Raw genomic sequence first — 16,371 nt, forward strand, 5'->3', positions numbered from 1 at the left:
CCGCGCATTGAGGAGAGCCCATTGGCGAACATCACCCTGGTCGACGACGACGAGAACATCGTCGCCTCTGTGTCCCTGGCGCTGGAAAGCCACGGCCACAAGATCACGGCCTACCACGACGGGGCCGCCGGCCTCGAGGCGCTGGAGTCCGATCCGCCGGACCTGGTGATCCTCGATGTGAAAATGCCGCGCATGGACGGCATGGAGGTTCTGCGCCGCCTGCGTCAGACATCGCAGATTCCCGTTATCATGCTGACCTCGAAGGACGAGGAGATCGACGAGATCCTGGGCTTCAACCTCGGCGCCGACGACTACATCCACAAGCCGTTCAGTCAGCGTCTGTTGCTGGAACGGGTCAAGGCGCTGCTGCGCCGGACCGGGGCCGACGGTCAGGAGGCCGAGCCGTCGCTGGAGAACTCGTCCAAGGCGATCCGTCGTGGCAAGCTGACCATGGATCCGGCCCGTCACGAAAGCACCTGGGAAGGTAAGCCGGTCAAGCTGACCGTCACCGAATTCCTGCTGCTGCAGGCCCTGGCCCAGCGGCCCGGTTTCGTGAAGAGCCGCGACAACCTGATGGACGCCGCCTACGACGATCAGGTCTATGTCGACGACCGCACCATCGACAGCCACGTCAAGCGGATGCGCAAGAAATTCCGGGTCGTCGATCCCGAGTTCGACGCGATCGAGACCCTGTATGGCGTCGGTTACCGCTATCGCGAAAGCTGACCGGAACGGCCCGCCCGGCGACTCCGTCGCCGGGAAGGCCGCCCCCGGAAAGGCCGACCGGCTGCGTCGCCGCCTGATCCGTTTCGGCGGGTCGCGGCTCGGCGCGCTGATTCTGGCGCTCAATCTGCTCAGCCTGTTGATCCTGTTCGGCGGAGCCCTGGCCCTGAACGAATGGAAGCGCGGTCTGGTCGAGGCCAAGCAGGAGTCCCTGTTGGCCCAGGCCGAAATCCTGTCCAGCGTGCTGGGTCGGTTGGGGATCACCGAGGGCGAGCCGCTGCCGTCGCTCAACGAGATCGAGGTGTCGTTCTGGCTGCGCGATAATTTCATTCCCCCGGGCCAGCGGGTGCGGGTCTTCGACATCGACGGGCTGGCGGTGGCCGACAGCCTGCCCGGCCTGGCCCTGCGGCCGATCGCTGACAGCTATGTCGTGACCGAGGCGATCCCGGGCCAGCCGCTGCCGCCCGCGCGGCCCGCCGGCACCACGCCGCCCGATCTGACCCGCGCCAAGGCCCGGGACGCCAGCAACCTGGCGCGCGCCAATGCCGACCTCGCCGCCGAGGTCGCCAAGGCGCTCGACGGCGGCTCCCAGGCGGGCCTGCGTCGGGCCGAGGACGGCCACCGCGTCATCTCGGTCTCGATCCCCGTGCGCCATGTGCGACAGGTGCTGGGAGTCCTGACCCTGGAGGCCGGCGACGTCGACCAGATCCTGGCGGCGCAGCGCCGGGCGCTCATGCCGTTCGCGCTGGTGGCCCTGGCCGTGAACCTGCTGGGCTCGCTGCTGATGCATCTGTTCGTGGCGCGACCGGTGATGCGGTTGTCCGCTGCAGCGGACGAGGTGCGGCTGCAAAGGGCGCGCGCCATTTCCCTGCCTGATCTGGAGGGCCGCAAGGACGAGATCGGCGATCTGGCGCGATCGCTGGAGACCATGACCGAGACCCTGTCGGACCGGATGGATGCGATCGAACGGTTCGCGGCCGACGTTTCGCATGAGATCAAGAATCCGCTGACCTCGATCCGCTCGGCGCTGGAGACGCTGCCTCTGGTCAAGACCGAGGCCCAGCGCGAGAAACTGACCACCCTGCTGCAACAGGACGTGCGGCGGCTGGACCGGTTGATCACCGATATTTCCAACGCCTCGCGCCTCGACGCCGAACTGTCGCGCGACCGGCCGCGACCGGTCGACGTCGCGACCCTGCTGACGGATATCATCAGCGTCTATTCGGGCAATCTGAAGCCGGGCGAGGTCCCGGTGCGACTGACCGCCGAGCCCGGGTCTGTCCTGGTGAACGGTCGCGACGGCTCGATGGGCCAGGTGTTCCGCAATCTGATCGACAATGCCCGCTCGTTCAGCCCGGCTGATGGCGAGGTCCGCGTCAGTCTGGTGCGGGATGGTGCCGATCCGCAGCGACCGCTGGTGGTCCGGGTCGAGGATGACGGCCCCGGCATCCCGCCCGACAATCTGGAGACCGTGTTCGAGCGCTTCTATACGTCCCGACCCAAGGGCACCGCCTTCGGCTCCAACTCGGGCCTGGGCCTGTCGATTGTGCGCCAGATCGTCGAGGCCCACGGCGGCACGGTCAGGGCCGAAAACCGGACGGATCCGGACGGTACGGTGCTGGGGGCCCGGTTCGAGGTCACCCTGCCGGTGGCGGGCCGCCAGGCATGAGCCCGCCGCCGACCCATGCCACCACGGTGGCACGCTGGATCCCGGCGACCGGCTGGATCGGGGTGTTGATCAGCGGCCCGTCCGGGTCCGGCAAGAGCGACCTGGCCCTGCGTCTGATCGGCCGGGGCTGGCGGCTGGTGGCCGACGACTACAGCCATGTGTTCGCCTCGGCCGGGGCGCTGTACGCCACGGCCCCGGTCCAGATCGCCGGCCGGATTGAGGTCCGCGGCCTCGGCATCGTGTCGGCTCCGCATCTCGGCCTAGCGCGGCTGGTGCTGGCCGTCGACTGTGTGGACCAGCCGCCGGAGCGGCTGCCCGGGCCCGACCGGATCCCGGTCGCAGGCCTCGATCTGCCCCGTTTGAAGGTGATCGCCCGGCACGCCTCAGCGGTTGAATTTATCACCGCAGCGACGGCCGAGCTTTAATCATCGGCGGGATTGGGCTATCTCGCGCGGCTTGCAGTCCGCTCGGGCATGTCCCGACGCGGCGGATGACGCGGGGGCGATGACTTGGTGAAGCCTTCATGATCGGGCTGGTGATCGTCACCCACGGCGGGCTGGCGTCTGAATTTCTCTCGGCCATGGAGCATGTGGTTGGCCCGCAACGCGGAGTCGCGGCCATCTGCATCGGGCCGGACGACGACATGGAGCGGCGGCGTCGTGACATCGTCGACGCCTGCCGCGCCGTCGACGACGGCGACGGGGTGATCCTGCTGACCGACATGTTCGGCGGCACGCCTTCGAACCTGGCCATATCGGTGATGGCCGAGACCCAGGCCGAGGTCATCGCCGGGTTGAACCTGCCGATGCTGATCAAGCTGGCCAGTGTCCGCGGCCGCGAGCCGCTGGAGGCCTGTGTGGCCCACGCCCAGGACGCCGGGCGCAAATACATCTCGGTCGCCTCGTGGGTCCTGTCAGGCGAGAAATGAGCGCCTCCGTCCCGAACAAGGCCGAAGCCACCGTCGATATCTGTAACGCCCGCGGCCTGCACGCCCGGGCCTCGGCCAAATTCGTCAAACTGGCCTCGACCTTCGACGCCGATATCCGGGTCACCCGCGAGGGGGTGACGGTCAACGCCCTGTCGATCATGGGGCTGCTGATGCTGGGCGCGGGCATCGGCTCGGCCATCGAGATCGCGGCCACCGGACCCGACGCCGCCGCCGCGGTGACCGCCCTGGGCGAACTGGTGGCGCTGCGCTTTGAGGAAGACCAGTAGGTCGAAACGACACCGCCCCGGAGCGAACCCCGGGGCGGTGCCTTGTGATGGTCCGGTCAGCCCGGGATCAGGGGGTTTCGGTGATCAGCAGGGTCGCGGGGGCCGTGCCGCCGCCATAGGTGCCGACCCAGATGTCATAGGTACCGCTCTGCGGCCGGTTGAAGCGGACCTCGGCATCGCCGTCGCCGAAGCTGTCGTCATCGCACGACCAGCTGCCGTCGGGACCGTTGATGATCAGGGTGGTGTCCCGCGAGGACACGGTCCGGAACACCAGCGGCAGACTGCCGGCCGTATAGGTGACCTCGAAATCCGGCGCGTCGGTGATGTTGCCGACACAGCTCACCGGCAGTGGCGTGTCGGCATAGGCGTCGATGTTGCCCCCGGCCGCCATCGAGACGCGATAGGGATCCGGGGTAAAGCCCACCCGCAGGGAAACCTCGCCGTAGTTGCTGGCCAGACCGGGGTTCTGGGCCAGGGCCGCGCCCGGTACAGCCATCGTGGCCGCCAGGGCCAGTGCGCAGACGATCGTCTTCATGGTCACTCCCTCCATTCGCCGGTAACCGGCGAAGCCCCCATAACGCAGGTTTCCCACTGTGGCGGGCGACGGTCAAGCTTGTAGCCACCCTTATCCGGAGCTGTGGCATGACGGGGACAGGTAAAAATCGCGCGACCGGAGCCGCGGAGAGCGGCCGGGGCGAAGGTGCCTGGTGGAGCCGAGGGGAGTCGAACCCCTGACCTCGTCATTGCGAACGACGCGCTCTACCAACTGAGCTACGGCCCCGATCCGGGACAGGCGAGCGCGGGACATAGGCGGCGCGCTCGGTCAGTGTCAACCGGGGCCCGGTAATGCCGGGAACCGTTGGCGTTCTGCGCCTGCCGGGCTAGAAGCAGGCCGGAACATCATACGGAGATAGGGTTCATGGGCACTGCCATCGTCTGGCTGGTCGGTACGATCGTCACACTGCTGATCTGGATGATCATCGCCTCCGCCATCCTGAGCTGGCTGTTCGCCTTCGACGTGATCAATCATCGCAACCGGTTCGTGAACCAGCTGGCCTCCTTCCTCGACTCCGTGACCTCGCCGATGCTGGCCCCGTTCCGTCGCATCATTCCGCCGCTGGGCGGCATGGACATCACGCCGATCGTGGTGCTGCTGCTGCTCAATTTCGGCCGGATCCTGTTCTACCAGACCCTGGCCGGCCCGCTGATCAGAACGCTCGGCTAGGCTGCGACCGCCCGCGGGCTTGCACCGGGGGCACAGGCTCTTAAGCTGCCGCTCCCCCTTCCCTCCCGCTTGCCAACAGACCTCCTTCATTCATGACCACAATCCGCACAGTCGCCATTATCGGGACCGGACAGATGGGTGCCGGCATCGCCCAGGCCGTCGCCGCGGGCGGCTATGAGGTGCGGCTGTACGATGCCGCGGCCGACCGTCCGCCCAGGGCCCTGGCCTCGATCGCCGGCAGTCTGGCGCGGCTGGTCGAGCGCGAGCTGTGCCCCCAGGCCGAGGCCGACGCCGTGCTGGGCCGGATCCGCGTTGCCGCCGGCCTGGCCGAGGCGGGGGCCGCCGATCTGGTGATAGAGGCCGCGGTCGAGGACGAGGCGGTCAAGAAGGCGCTGTTTGCCGAGCTGACGCCGCATCTGGCCGCGCACACGCTGCTGGCCTCCAACACCTCGTCGATCTCGATCACCCGGCTGGCTGCGGCCACCGACCGGCCCGAACGCTTCATCGGCCTGCATTTCATGAAGCCGGCCCCGGTGATGAAGCTGGTCGAGATCATCCGCGGCATCGCCACCTCGGCCGAGACCTATGGCGTCGCCGTGACCTTCGCCGAAAGCCTGGGCAAGACCACCACCAATGCCGAGGACTTCCCGGCCTTCATCGTCAACCGCGTGCTGGTGCCGATGATCAATGAGGCGATCTACACCCTGTACGAGGGCGTCGGGAACGTGGCCTCGATCGATACGGCGCTGAAGCTGGGCGCCAACCATCCGATGGGGCCGCTGGAGCTGGCCGACTTCATGGGGCTGGACGTGGTCCTGGCCATCATGAACGTGCTGTACGAGGGTCTGGCCGACAGCAAATACCGGCCCTGCCCGCTGCTGGTGAAATACGTCGAGGCCGGCTGGCTGGGCAAGAAGTCCGGCCGCGGCTTCTATGACTATGCCGGTGACGTTCCGGTGCCGACGCGGTGATGCGTCGCTTTGAAACCCCGGCCGACCTGCCCGGGCAGGAACCGGTCGCCTGGCACAAGTCCCCGGGCCGGATCATGGCCGCCGTGGCGCTGGCCGCCGCCTGGCCGCCGCTGATAGTGACCCTGCTGGTCTGGCCGCCGCAGCACTGGCCGCCCGCCGGCGACCTCGACTGGCGATTGATCGTGCTGATCATCGGCCTGCTGGCCGTGCCCGGCGGCCTGTCGCTGCTGGCGCGCGAACGCCGGGCCAGCGGCCGGCCGGCCACCCGGCTGGGCGTGGTCTGGCGCTTCATCTTCTACGGCGGCCTGCTGGCCGCGGCGCTGCAGGGCCTGCTGGCGCTGGGCGTGTCGGTCTACGGCTGGTTCGAGGCCGGCGACATCAGCCAGGCTGCCGGTGCCACCGAAACCAGCCTGCTGATCTATGGCGTGATGGGCCTGCCGGTCGCGGTGCTGGTCGGGGTCAGCTATGCGCTGTGGGCCGGGCTGTGCGTGGCCTTCGTCGCCTTCGAACACCGGCCGCACGTGCGCGACCGGCTAGGCGTGATGGACGCGCGCGTCGACGGCGAACTCTAGGCCTGCCCGCGACTGACCTTGCCCCCGCGAGCGCGGGTGGTCATGCTGACCCCTGAACCGGGGGGATCCGACATGACCACAAGCGACGCCGACGCCGCGCCCGGCGACCGGCACGATTCCGTGCTGACCCCGGTCGCGCCAGGCGACCGGATCTTCAATCTGGACATGCTGCGCGGCTGGGCCATCCTCGGCATCCTGGCGGTCAATGCCCTGACCTTCGCCTGGCCGTTCGCGATCGCGCTGTCCGAAGAGACCCGGCCGTGGGCCATGACCACGGCCAATGTGACCGGGGACTGGGTCACCGCCGTCTTCTTCCAGGACAAGTTCCGCACCCTGTTCACCATGCTGTTCGGGGTATCGGTCTTCCTCGTCGGCGGCGAGCGCGACAATGCGGCCCGCGGCGGGCTACTGCGGCGGCGGTTGTTCTGGCTGGGACTGATCGGCCTGATCCACGGCCTGGCCTTCTGGTACGGCGACATCCTGCTGCACTATGCCTATTGCGGCCTGCTGATGATGCTGGTGCGCTCGTGGTCGGCCGGGCGGCTGCTGTGGGTCGGCGGCGGCATCACCGCCGTCTGGACCGTCCTGGCGATCGGTACGGGGCTGCTGGCCCCGGTGCTGATGTCGGCCTTGGGCCCCGACTTCGCCGCCAAGGCCACCGCGGGCGGGCCGCAACTCAGTCCGGCCGAGATCATAGCCGTCGTCGAGCAGGTACGCAGCGGCTATGGCGCGGCCCTGCTTCAGAACCTCCAGGCCTGGATTATGGCCCAGGGCGCCAGCCTGTTCCTGATTCCGGTCTCGGTGCCGCTGATGATGATCGGCCTGGGCCTGTTCAAGTCCGGCTATCTGAGCGGACGGGCCCCGGTCTGGCTGTACGTGCTGATGACGCTGATCGGCGCCGCCAACCTGGCCCTGCTCGGCTATGCCGAGGGGCTCAAGGTGACCGGCGGCACCCTGCCGGTCGTGGGGCTGGCCACGGCCGCTGCCGGTGCCGCCACCCTGATCACCCTGGGCTATGCCAGCCTGCTGATCCTGATGAGCCGGTTCGGGCTCAAGGCGTTGACGGCCGTGCTGGTGCCGGTGGGACAGATGGCCTTCACCAACTACCTGACCCAGACTCTGATCATGGTCAGCCTGTTTTCCATGCCGTGGGGACCGCTGTGGTACGGCACCATGGGGCCCGGGGCCCTGTGGGCCGTGGTCGGGGCCGTGTGGCTGGCCCAGCTGATCTGGTCGCCGCTGTGGCTGGCCCGCTTCCGTATGGGGCCGCTGGAGTGGCTGTGGCGCTGCCTCAGCTATGGCCGGTGGATACCGATCCTGCGGTCCGCGGCCTGAGACCGGGTCGGCGGCGTTGCTCCGCCGGGGCCGATGGCGTAAGCGCGCGCCATGACTGACGCCACCACGCCCCCCCGCCCCGAAGCCCGCAACCCGCGCGGATTCGCCGACCGTCGCGGCCCCGACCTGGTGGCCGAGCGCCGCCTCGTGGCCCGGGTGTCCGAGGTCTATGAGCGCTGGGGCTTCGAGCCGCTGGAAACCGGGGCGTTCGAATACGCTGACGCCTTAGGCAAATTCCTGCCCGACGCCGACCGTCCGAACGAAGGCGTCTTTGCCCTGCAGGACGACGACGAACAGTGGATGGCGCTGCGCTATGATCTAACGGCACCGCTGGCCCGGTTCGCGGCCCAGGGCTGGGAGACCCTGCCCAAGCCGTTCCGCCGCTATGCCTTCGGGCCGGTGTGGCGCAACGAGAAGCCGGGTCCGGGCCGGTTCCGCGAATTCGTCCAGTGCGACGCCGATACTGTGGGCTCGGACCGGCCCGAGGCCGACGCCGAGATCATCGCCATGGCCGTCGAAGGCCTGCAGGCGGCCGGACTGAAGCCGGAGCAGGCGGTGATCCGCGTCTCCAACCGCAAGCTGTTCGATGGCCTGTTCGCCGCCGGCGGCATCACCGACGCCGGACAGAAGCTGACGGCCCTGCGCGCCATCGACAAATTCGACCGGCTGGGCTGGGAGGGCGTGGCCGCCCTGCTGGGCGAGGGCCGGCTCGACGAGTCCGGCGACTATACCAAGGGCGCGCAGCTGCCGACGTCGGTCATCACCACCCTCGAGGGCTTCCTCGGCGCGGTCGCGGACGACAGTCTGGGCCGGGCCGCCACCCTGGACGCCGTGTCGCGTCTGGACGGTCTGGGCGAGATCGGCGAGGCCGCCCTGGCTGAGCTGGCGGCCATCGACCGGGCCCTGGGGGCGATGAAGGTCGGCGAGGCGGCGGTGCGGTTCGACCCGACCATCGTGCGCGGGCTGGAATACTATACCGGGGCCGTGTTCGAGGCCGAGCTGCTGCTGGAGACCACCGACGACAAGGGCCGGGCCGTTCGCTACGGCTCGATCGGCGGCGGCGGTCGCTACGACGATTTGGTCGCCCGCTTCACCGGCCAGTCCCTGCCGGCCACCGGCTTCTCGTTCGGGGTGTCGCGTCTGGCCTCGGCCCTGCGCGCCGCCGGACACTCGACCGGCGAGGCCGTGCGTGGTCCGGTCGTGGTCATCGTCTTCTCAGAGGCCGACATGGGTCATTATCTCGAGGCGGTGGCCGAGTTGCGCAACGCCGGCATCGCCGCCGAACTCTATCTCGGCCGGGCCGGTATGAAGGCGCAGATGAAGTACGCCGACCGGCGCGGGTCGCCCGCCGCCATCATGCTGGGCGGCGACGAGATCGCGGCGGGGCAGGTGACGATCAAGGACCTCGACGCCGGACGGGCCCTGGCCGCCGGTGTGGCCGACAACGAGGCGTGGAAGGCCGCGCGCCCCGGCCAGTCGGTGGTGGCGCGCGCTGACCTGGTGGCGACGGTCCGCGGCATCCTGGCTGCCGCGACCTGAGACCCGTGCACAAGACCGTGACTTATCATTGATAAGTCAGGGTTTTCCACCCCTGTAACGTGTGGCTGATTGACTTTGGGCCGCCGCTGCCGTCATTCTGACGTACTCGAGAGGCGCAGCGTTTCGACGCAGCAGCCACTTGGAGGCGTTTCGGGGAGGAAACGTCCGCTCGTCAAAGAGCGAGAAAGAGCCCGTTGCGATGTATCCCCCGCAGCGGGCTTTTTCATGCGCGGCGTGCTGTCGCCGCCGCGGCCGTCACCGAACAAAAAAAAGGGGCCGCAGCAAATGCTGCGGCCCCTTTGGTTTCGATCCTGAACAGACCTACCAGATGCGGACCCGGTCTTCGGGGGCCAGATAGTATTTCGAGTCCGGACCGACGTCGAAGGCGTCGTACCAGGCGTCGAGGTTACGCAGCGGGCCGATGACCCGGAACTCGGCCGGGCTGTGCGGATCGGTGGCGACCTGCTGCTTGAGGGCTTCGTCACGGATCTTCTGCTGCCAGACCTGGGCCCAGCCGTAGAAGAAGCGTTGATCGCCGGTGGTGCCGTCCAGCACCGGGGCCGGCTGGCCGTTCAGCGACAGGTGATAGGCCTCGAGACCGACCGCCACGCCGGCAGCGTCGCCGATGTTTTCGCCCATCGTGAGGCCGCCCTGCACATGATAGCCGGGCAGCGGCTCATAGGTGTCGTATTGGGCACCGAGACGGGTGGTCAGGGCCTCAAAATTGGTCTTGTCCGCGTCGGTCCACCAGTTGCGCAGCACGCCGTCGCCATCGGACTTGGAGCCCTGGTCGTCGAAGCCGTGGCCGATCTCGTGGCCGATGACGCCGCCGATGCCGCCGTAGTTGACGGCCGGATCGGCAGTCGGATCGAAGAAGGGCGGCTGCAGGATGGCGGCCGGGAAGACGATCTCGTTGTTGGCCGAGTTGTAATAGGCGTTCACGGTCTGCGGGGTCATGCCCCACTCGTCCTTGTCGACCGGGCCGTTCATCCGGTTCAGCTGGTACTGCCAGTTGAAGGTGCCGGCGCGCTCGGTGTTGCCGAACAGGTCGTCGGCGCGAACCTCAAGCGCCGAATAGTCACGCCATTTGTTCGGATAGCCGATCTTGACCGTGAATTTGGCCAGCTTCTCCTGGGCCGCGGCCCGGGTTTCCGGACCCATCCAGCTCAGGTGGTCGATGCGATGGCTGAGGGCGATGCGCAGGTTGGCGACCAGTTCTTCCATCTGGGCCTTGGACGCGGCCGGGAAATAGTCGGCCACATACTGGCGGCCGACGGCCTCGCCCAGGGTGCGTTCAGCGAAGCTGATGCCACGCTTGTCACGGCTGCGCTGCTCGGGCTGACCCGACAGGTCGCGCGAGTTGAACTCCCATTCGGCATCCGCGAACCGGCGCGACAGGCGCGCGGCGGAATCATCGGTCGTGTGGAAGGCCTGCCAGGCCTGCAGGGTCTCGACCGGTGCCGCCGCGAAGATGGCGGCGATCTTCGGCACGGCCGTGTTCTGACGCACGATCATGCGATCGATACTGCCCAGTCCGGCGGCACTGAAATAGCCGGTCCAGTCGAAGCCGGGCGCGTCGGCGATCAGCGCGGCCGGGGTGTATTCGTTGTAGGTCTTGTCGCGGTTGCGGTTCTCGATCGGGGTCCAGTGCGCCTCGGCGATCTGCGTTTCCATGGCGACGATCGCATCGGCACTGGCGGCCGGATCGTCCCAGCCGATCATGGTCAGCATGCGTTCGACATAGGCCCGGTACAGGACCAGTTTGTCGGCGTAGCGGGCGTCCAGATAGTAGTCTCGGTTGGGCAGGCCCAAGCCCGACTGGCCGACCGAGGTGACGTAACGGTCGGGGTGTTTCTGGTCGATGGAGATGCCGGTCCCGAACATGGACCCGCCCGGCAGGCCCTGGGTCGCGCCCATGTAGGCGGCGATCTTGTCGTGGGTGTCGGCGGCGCGAATGGCGGCGAGGTAGGGCTGCAGCGGCTGATCGTCCAGCGCCTCGATCCGGGTCTCGTCCATATAGCTGCGGTACAGGTCGGCGATCTTCAGCTCGTCCGAGCCGGGGGCCAGGTCGGTGCGGGACACCAGGCCGGCGATCATCGCCTTCATCCGGTTGTCCGACAGTTCACGCAGCAGGTCGAACGAGCCGTAGCGGGTGCGGTCGGACGGAATCTCGAGTCCTTCGAGGGCCGTGCCGTTGGCGTAGCGGAAGAAGCTCTCACCCGGGGCGACCGAAGTGTCACGTCCGTCGAGGCCGAAACCCCAGGTGCCGTAGCTGGGGGCTTCGGTACCCTGGTAGCCCGTGGCCCCTTCGGCGTCGCCGAACAGGGCGAGGACCGTGCAGGCCTCATCGACGCAGGCATGGCCGTGATCGTCGGAGGCCAGGGCCGCGGAGGCGGGCAGAAGCAGGGCACCGACAGCGGCACCGATCAGCAATTTTTTCATGAGACGTCCTTGTCTTCAGGTCGCAATGGAACAGGTCGTCGGCGACTCTACGCTGCGCACGGCCAGCGCAGTCTAAAAATTTTGTCATGAAGACGCCGGTTCGGCTCGCCATGGGCCTGCGTTCCGCGCGACAATGGCGCAATAGCCCGAAACACGCACGACGGAACGAACCCATGACGCCAGGCCACGGTGGCGGCGAATACAAGGATCTGGTGGTCTTCCTGGCTGCGGCCGGTGTGGTCGTGCCCCTGTTCAATCGATTCAAGATCAGCCCGGTGCTGGGCTTTCTGGCGGCCGGGGTGCTGCTGGGGCCCGACGGGCTGGGACGTCTGGCCGTCGACGCGCGCTGGCTGACCTGGCTGACCATCAGCGACCCGACCCAGATCCGGCAACTGGCCGAGCTGGGCGTCTCCTTCCTGCTGTTCATGATCGGTCTGGAGCTGTCGTGGGAGCGGCTCAAGGCGATGCGGCGGCTGGTGTTCGGCTTCGGCCTGTCACAGGTCGTGGTCTGCACCGTGGCCCTGTCGGCCGTGTTCATGGTCATGGGTCAGACCCTGGTGTCGGCGGCGGTGCTGGGTATGGGCCTGGCCCTATCCTCGACCGCCGTGGTCATGCCGGTGATGGCCGAACGCGGACGGCTCAAGGCCCTGGCGGGCCGCGCCACCTTCTCGGTGTTGCTGGCCCAGGACCTGTCTGTGGCCCCGATCCTGATCACCATCACCGTCCTGGCCGCCCTGGGCCAGAGCGGCGGCGACCTGAGCCCGGCCCTGCTGGGTTCGGCCCTGTTCACCTTGATCCCGGCCGCCGTCGGCCTGGCCATGCTGGTGTTGCTGGGGCGGCTGGTGCTGCGGCCGATGTTCCGGTCAGTGGCGCGGGCCCGCGGCCGCGGCCAGGGCCAGGAGATGTTCATCGCCACCTGTCTGCTGGTCGTGGTCGGGGCCGGGGTCGCGGCCCAGGCCGCGGGACTGTCGATGAGCCTGGGCGCGCTGATCGCCGGCCTGCTGCTGGCCGAGACCGAATTCCGGCGCGAGATCGAGGTCTCGATCGAACCGTTCAAGGGGCTGTTGCTCGGGGTGTTCTTCGTCGGGGTCGGCATTTCGCTGGACCTGGACGCGATCGCCGCCAACCCGATCGGGGTGTTCGCCCTGGCCGCCGGTCTGATCGCCCTGAAGGCGGGCATCATCTTCGGCCTGGCGCGGAAATGGGGGCTGGGCGCGCGCACGGCGATCGAGACCGCGCTGGTGCTGGGGCCGGCGGGCGAGTTCGCCTTCGTTATCCTGGGCACCGGCATGGCCGAGGGCGTGGTCGATCCGGCCTTTGCCCGCACCCTGATGCTGGCGGCGACGATCAGTATCTTCACCGTGCCGCTGATGGCCATGCTGGGTCAGAAATTCCTCAGGGAGGCGATCCGGATGGCCCCGGCCATGCTGCCGCCGGAGGCGCTGGAAGCTCCGCAGGCCCAGGGGCAGGTGCTGATCGTCGGATTCGGCCGGGTCGGACGGCTGGTCGGCGAGATGCTGACCGAGCACGGTCAGGCCTTCGTCGCGGTGGACGCCGATCCGGCCACGGTGGCCACCGGCCGGCGCGACGGTTTCGATGTCTATTACGGCGACGCCGGTCGTCAGGACCTGCTGGCCCGCTGCGGCATCGACGAGATGCGAGCGCTGGTGGTGACCATGGACGCGCCCGGCAAGGTCGACGAGGTGGTGATCGCGGCCCGGGCCCTGCGCAAGGATCTGGTGCTGGTCGCCCGGGCCCGCGACGACCGCCACGCGGTGCGGCTGTACCGGCTGGGGGTCACCGACGCGGTGCCCGAGACGACCGAGGCCAGTCTGCAACTGGCCGAGAACACCCTGGTCGATCTGGGCGTGCCGATGGGGCTGGTGCTGGCCTCGATCCACGAGCGGCGGGCCAAATTCCGGGCCGTATTCCAGGAGGCCATGCCCGAGGGCGTCGCGCGGCGACCGGCCCGGGCCCTGCGGACGGCGACGCGCACCGGCTCACTGCGTCCCGACGGCTGATCGGTCAGCCACCGTGGCCGGCGTCCCTCTGCTCCTCCAACGCCTCCTTGGCCTCCAGCATGGTCCGCTTGAAGCGCAGCGGCCCGGCGATGGTCTTGAACGTGTTCGCGCCCTGCTCGCTGGCGGTCAGGATAAGGATGTCGCCATAGTTGAAGATGCGGCCGAGCAGGGACTGCTCGGTCTTAACGTCGTTGAGCTTTTCCAGCATGGTATCGGCCACCGTCTTGGCCAGCACGCCGTCCATCTGCAGGACGCGCCAGTCGGTCATGACATACATCTGGTTTCTCCAGACCAGATGTTCCCAGATCCAGCCGCCGAGCGGGACCAGGGCGGCGCCCGCAATCCACGCCCAGCGCAGATCGTCCGCAGGCGACCGGGTATACACATACGCCGCCCCGGCGACCATCAGCACGAAGGTCAGCGCCCACCAGAAGGTCTTGAAGATCCGCACCAGCCAGTGTCGACGGGCCACAAACAGCACCCGCTCGTCCCCCGTCAGCAGCTTCTTCAGATATCCAGTCGCCCTGATCACTTTGGCCACACCGATCCCCACCCTGTGAATTCGGGGCGACTATGGGCCGACCGTCGACGAACGCCAAGATGTCGCAGCCGCTAACCCCTTGATCGTAGCCAAGCTACCCCAATTTGGTCATCGTTCCGTGATGAAAGCCCCGGCTCCGCTCGTCGCAGGGCCGAGGCTTCCCTCATCTGCGCCCGAGCGTCCGTTTCCGTTGCCGACCCGCGCCTCTCCCCGGACCGCGCCCCCTTCCCAGTCGAGTTTTCAAGTCCATGAGTAACCCCGATCATTCCCCCGCCGCTGAAGCCGACATGACCCAGCCGCGCCTGAACCGGCGCCAGGCGGCCAAGGTGCGCACGAGGCAGAAGGTCCTCGACGCCGCCCGGACCCTGTTTGCCGAGCGCGGCTATGACGCGGCCACGATCCGCGACATCGCCAAGGGTGCCGGCATGTCGACCGGGGCCGTCTTCGCCAATTTCCAGGACAAGGCCGAACTGTTCGAGGCGGTGCTGGGTCAGGACATGGCCCGGATGACCGACATCCTGAAGGGTGGCGTCGTCGCCGACGCCCCGCTGCGCGGACGCCTGCTGGGTGCGCTCAGCGCCGGCTATCATGCGTCGCTGGACCAGCTGCCGCTGGTGCAGGCCGTCGTGGCCCGGTCGTGGTTCCAGCCCCAGGCCGCCGAGCTGCGCACCCGCGTCGCCGTCAAGGGTCTGGTGATGGTCATCAGCGACGTGCTGCAGTCGGGCATCGGTGGCGGCGAGCTGAAGCAGGACACCGACGTCCGCCTCGTCAGCGAGCTGGTGTGGGACGCCTTCCTGTCGAATTTCCGCCGCGCCGCCTATGACGGCTGGACCCTGGAACAGCTGACGACCCACGCGGGCAAGCAGCTGGACCTGATCCTCGCCGGTGTGCTGATCAAGCAGTAGGCCGACCGGGGCCGGTCAGCTCTTCCAGCGCAGGACGGCCGGTTTGACCGGATTGACGAAGGGGCGGCCCTCGGCCCGGCTCTTGGTCCATTCGCGTTTCAGCTGCTGGTACCATTTAGCCTGTTTGTCGGCATCGTCGATCCAGAGCAGGGCCGGGTCGTAGCGCAGGCCCTCGTTCTGCAGGTTCACCATGCCGCCGTCCTGCTGCAGGAAGGCGCGCACGCCCAGACGCAGGAACGGCCGGGCCAGGGCGAAGACCCAGTGGTCGGACCAGAAGATCTGGGTGATGCGGGTGCGGCTGTCGTCGAGCGGCGTCAGACAGGTCAGGGCCAGCACCTGTCGGGTGCCCACCTGGATATGTTCCCAACGATAGCCGGGCAGGCGGAAGGTGATCTCGGTCGCCGGAGCCCCGCCGAGGATGCGATAGGCGCGACTGTTCGAGGACGGGGCGTGCCGTACCATGGCAAATCCCTGGTCGCGCGGCTCGAAGGCCTTGGCCTTCTCATGCATCGAATGCGTCGAGCGCCACCACCATTGCTGATGCACATAGGGGCCGTGCGCCGGATCCATCAACCCGACCACCGCGTGGTCGATATGGGCCTCAAAATCCATCCACTCGACCAGTTTCGCCCCGCCACCGACGACACCGGGAAAGAGCGGCGGTTCGTGGTCCGGCTCGGCCGCGGCGCGCGGGTCGGCCGCCATCCACACGAACACCATCCCCTGGCTCTCACGCACCGGATAGGACCGCACGCGGATACGGTCGGCCTCATAGGGCTGGTCCTCGACCAGCGAGGGGATGGCGGCGCAGACCCCGTCCGGGCGGAAGCGCCAGCCATGGTAGCAGCACTGAATCGTCTCGCCCTCGCCCGGATGCTCGACCAGCTTCCCCGCCGACAGCGGCGCGGCGCGGTGCGGGCAGATGTCGCGCAGCGCATAGACCTGACCGGCGCGGGTGCGGCCGACCAGCACCGGCTCGCCCATCAACATGTGGCGCGCCAGGTCGGCGGGGGCCACGTCGCGGGACAGGGCGACGAAATACCAGGCGTCGCGGACAAAGCCGGTGCCGAAAGCCGACGGCGGGACCTTGGCGGTGTCGCGGGGCTGGACCGGGTCGGCGGCTGATGTCTTCATACCCCTGTGTATCAAGCTGCACCGCCGCCGCCGAGAGGGGGACGGGCCAGATTTCAACAAAGCACTTTACATGTCAAAG

At 68.1% G+C, this 16,371-nt stretch carries 16 protein-coding genes and 1 tRNA gene; 12 read left to right on the forward strand and 5 right to left on the reverse strand.

Annotated features, from left to right (window positions below):
- The first annotated feature begins 21 nt into the window (after positions 1-21).
- The 5 genes from AAC067_RS14670 (at position 22) to AAC067_RS14690 (ending at position 3,607) form a co-directional block, all read left to right on the forward strand.
- Positions 22-726 carry a response regulator transcription factor gene (locus tag AAC067_RS14670; protein ID WP_339933596.1) on the forward strand — a complete coding sequence of 235 codons (705 nt, stop codon included), beginning with the start codon at positions 22-24 and terminating at the stop codon, positions 724-726.
- Positions 695-2,392, forward strand: a complete 1,698-nt coding sequence (locus AAC067_RS14675; protein WP_339933597.1) for a HAMP domain-containing sensor histidine kinase — start codon at positions 695-697, stop codon at positions 2,390-2,392. Before AAC067_RS14670 ends, AAC067_RS14675 begins: the two co-directional genes overlap by 32 nt.
- Positions 2,389-2,817, forward strand: a complete 429-nt coding sequence (locus tag AAC067_RS14680) for a serine kinase (protein ID WP_339933598.1) — start codon at positions 2,389-2,391, stop codon at positions 2,815-2,817. Before AAC067_RS14675 ends, AAC067_RS14680 begins: the two co-directional genes overlap by 4 nt.
- 98 nt (positions 2,818-2,915) lie before the next feature.
- Positions 2,916-3,320, forward strand: coding sequence for a PTS sugar transporter subunit IIA (locus tag AAC067_RS14685; RefSeq protein ID WP_339933599.1), 405 nt, complete (start codon positions 2,916-2,918; stop codon positions 3,318-3,320).
- Positions 3,317-3,607 (forward strand): HPr family phosphocarrier protein, encoded by a 291-nt coding sequence (locus AAC067_RS14690; RefSeq protein WP_339933600.1) that lies wholly within the window; start codon positions 3,317-3,319, stop codon positions 3,605-3,607. Before AAC067_RS14685 ends, AAC067_RS14690 begins: the two co-directional genes overlap by 4 nt.
- A gap of 67 nt (positions 3,608-3,674) precedes the next feature.
- Here the strand turns inward: AAC067_RS14690 and AAC067_RS14695 are convergent, their stop codons facing one another.
- Complete coding sequence (locus AAC067_RS14695) at positions 3,675-4,142, reverse strand: peptidase S1 (RefSeq protein WP_339933601.1); 468 nt, start codon at positions 4,140-4,142, stop codon at positions 3,675-3,677.
- 170 nt (positions 4,143-4,312) lie between these two features.
- A tRNA-Ala gene (locus AAC067_RS14700) sits at positions 4,313-4,388 on the reverse strand.
- Between the two features lie 138 nt (positions 4,389-4,526).
- Here AAC067_RS14700 and AAC067_RS14705 point away from each other — a divergent pair.
- The 5 genes from AAC067_RS14705 to hisS all read left to right on the forward strand — a co-directional run bounded on the left by AAC067_RS14705 (position 4,527) and on the right by hisS (position 9,249).
- Positions 4,527-4,832, forward strand: coding sequence for a YggT family protein (locus tag AAC067_RS14705; RefSeq protein WP_339933602.1), 306 nt, complete (start codon positions 4,527-4,529; stop codon positions 4,830-4,832).
- Positions 4,833-4,924: 92 nt separating this feature from the next.
- Positions 4,925-5,803, forward strand: coding sequence for a 3-hydroxybutyryl-CoA dehydrogenase (locus AAC067_RS14710; RefSeq protein WP_339933603.1), 879 nt, complete (start codon positions 4,925-4,927; stop codon positions 5,801-5,803).
- Positions 5,803-6,375, forward strand: a complete 573-nt coding sequence (locus tag AAC067_RS14715; RefSeq protein ID WP_339933604.1) for a phthalate transporter — start codon at positions 5,803-5,805, stop codon at positions 6,373-6,375. The genes AAC067_RS14710 and AAC067_RS14715 overlap by 1 nt, the downstream gene beginning before the upstream one ends.
- A 72-nt stretch (positions 6,376-6,447) precedes the next feature.
- Entirely contained in the window at positions 6,448-7,710 is a 1,263-nt protein-coding gene (locus AAC067_RS14720) for a DUF418 domain-containing protein (RefSeq protein ID WP_339933605.1), read from the forward strand.
- A gap of 51 nt (positions 7,711-7,761) precedes the next feature.
- The gene (gene hisS, locus AAC067_RS14725) at positions 7,762-9,249 is read left to right on the forward strand and encodes a histidine--tRNA ligase (protein ID WP_339933606.1); all 1,488 of its coding nucleotides are present in this window, start codon (positions 7,762-7,764) and stop codon (positions 9,247-9,249) included.
- 321 nt (positions 9,250-9,570) lie between these two features.
- Here hisS and AAC067_RS14730 read toward each other — a convergent pair whose 3' ends face one another.
- The gene (locus tag AAC067_RS14730) at positions 9,571-11,691 is read right to left on the reverse strand and encodes a M13-type metalloendopeptidase (protein ID WP_339933607.1); all 2,121 of its coding nucleotides are present in this window, start codon (positions 11,689-11,691) and stop codon (positions 9,571-9,573) included.
- Between the two features lie 173 nt (positions 11,692-11,864).
- Between AAC067_RS14730 and AAC067_RS14735 the strand changes: the two genes are divergently transcribed.
- Complete coding sequence (locus tag AAC067_RS14735) at positions 11,865-13,712, forward strand: cation:proton antiporter (protein ID WP_339933608.1); 1,848 nt, start codon at positions 11,865-11,867, stop codon at positions 13,710-13,712.
- Positions 13,713-13,716: 4 nt separating this feature from the next.
- On the opposite strand, the gene AAC067_RS14740 is transcribed toward AAC067_RS14735, so the two are convergent.
- Positions 13,717-14,253: a PH domain-containing protein gene (locus AAC067_RS14740; protein ID WP_339933609.1), complete on the reverse strand. Its 537-nt coding sequence runs from the start codon at positions 14,251-14,253 to the stop codon at positions 13,717-13,719.
- A 248-nt stretch (positions 14,254-14,501) separates the two neighbouring features.
- On the opposite strand from AAC067_RS14740, the gene AAC067_RS14745 reads away from it, so the two are divergent.
- Complete coding sequence (locus AAC067_RS14745; RefSeq protein ID WP_339933610.1) at positions 14,502-15,158, forward strand: TetR/AcrR family transcriptional regulator; 657 nt, start codon at positions 14,502-14,504, stop codon at positions 15,156-15,158.
- Between the two features lie 15 nt (positions 15,159-15,173).
- Here AAC067_RS14745 and AAC067_RS14750 read toward each other — a convergent pair whose 3' ends face one another.
- Entirely contained in the window at positions 15,174-16,292 is a 1,119-nt protein-coding gene (locus tag AAC067_RS14750; RefSeq protein WP_339933611.1) for an aromatic ring-hydroxylating dioxygenase subunit alpha, read from the reverse strand.
- Positions 16,293-16,371 lie beyond the last annotated feature (79 nt).

Source organism: uncultured Brevundimonas sp. (assembly GCF_963977465.1).
In the GTDB taxonomy this organism is placed as follows: domain Bacteria; phylum Pseudomonadota; class Alphaproteobacteria; order Caulobacterales; family Caulobacteraceae; genus Brevundimonas.

Coding starts and splice junctions, on each gene's coding strand:
- AAC067_RS14675 (WP_339933597.1), top strand. CDS start 695: ATGGCGTCGGTTACCGCTATCGCGAAAGCTGACCGGAACGGCCCGCCC.
- AAC067_RS14680 (WP_339933598.1), top strand. CDS start 2,389: ATGAGCCCGCCGCCGACCCATGCCACCACGGTGGCACGCTGGATCCCG.
- AAC067_RS14685 (WP_339933599.1), top strand. CDS start 2,916: ATGATCGGGCTGGTGATCGTCACCCACGGCGGGCTGGCGTCTGAATTT.
- AAC067_RS14690 (WP_339933600.1), top strand. CDS start 3,317: ATGAGCGCCTCCGTCCCGAACAAGGCCGAAGCCACCGTCGATATCTGT.
- AAC067_RS14695 (WP_339933601.1), bottom strand. CDS start 4,142: ATGAAGACGATCGTCTGCGCACTGGCCCTGGCGGCCACGATGGCTGTA.
- AAC067_RS14705 (WP_339933602.1), top strand. CDS start 4,527: ATGGGCACTGCCATCGTCTGGCTGGTCGGTACGATCGTCACACTGCTG.
- AAC067_RS14710 (WP_339933603.1), top strand. CDS start 4,925: ATGACCACAATCCGCACAGTCGCCATTATCGGGACCGGACAGATGGGT.
- AAC067_RS14715 (WP_339933604.1), top strand. CDS start 5,803: ATGCGTCGCTTTGAAACCCCGGCCGACCTGCCCGGGCAGGAACCGGTC.
- AAC067_RS14720 (WP_339933605.1), top strand. CDS start 6,448: ATGACCACAAGCGACGCCGACGCCGCGCCCGGCGACCGGCACGATTCC.
- hisS (WP_339933606.1), top strand. CDS start 7,762: ATGACTGACGCCACCACGCCCCCCCGCCCCGAAGCCCGCAACCCGCGC.
- AAC067_RS14730 (WP_339933607.1), bottom strand. CDS start 11,691: ATGAAAAAATTGCTGATCGGTGCCGCTGTCGGTGCCCTGCTTCTGCCC.
- AAC067_RS14735 (WP_339933608.1), top strand. CDS start 11,865: ATGACGCCAGGCCACGGTGGCGGCGAATACAAGGATCTGGTGGTCTTC.
- AAC067_RS14745 (WP_339933610.1), top strand. CDS start 14,502: ATGAGTAACCCCGATCATTCCCCCGCCGCTGAAGCCGACATGACCCAG.
- AAC067_RS14750 (WP_339933611.1), bottom strand. CDS start 16,292: ATGAAGACATCAGCCGCCGACCCGGTCCAGCCCCGCGACACCGCCAAG.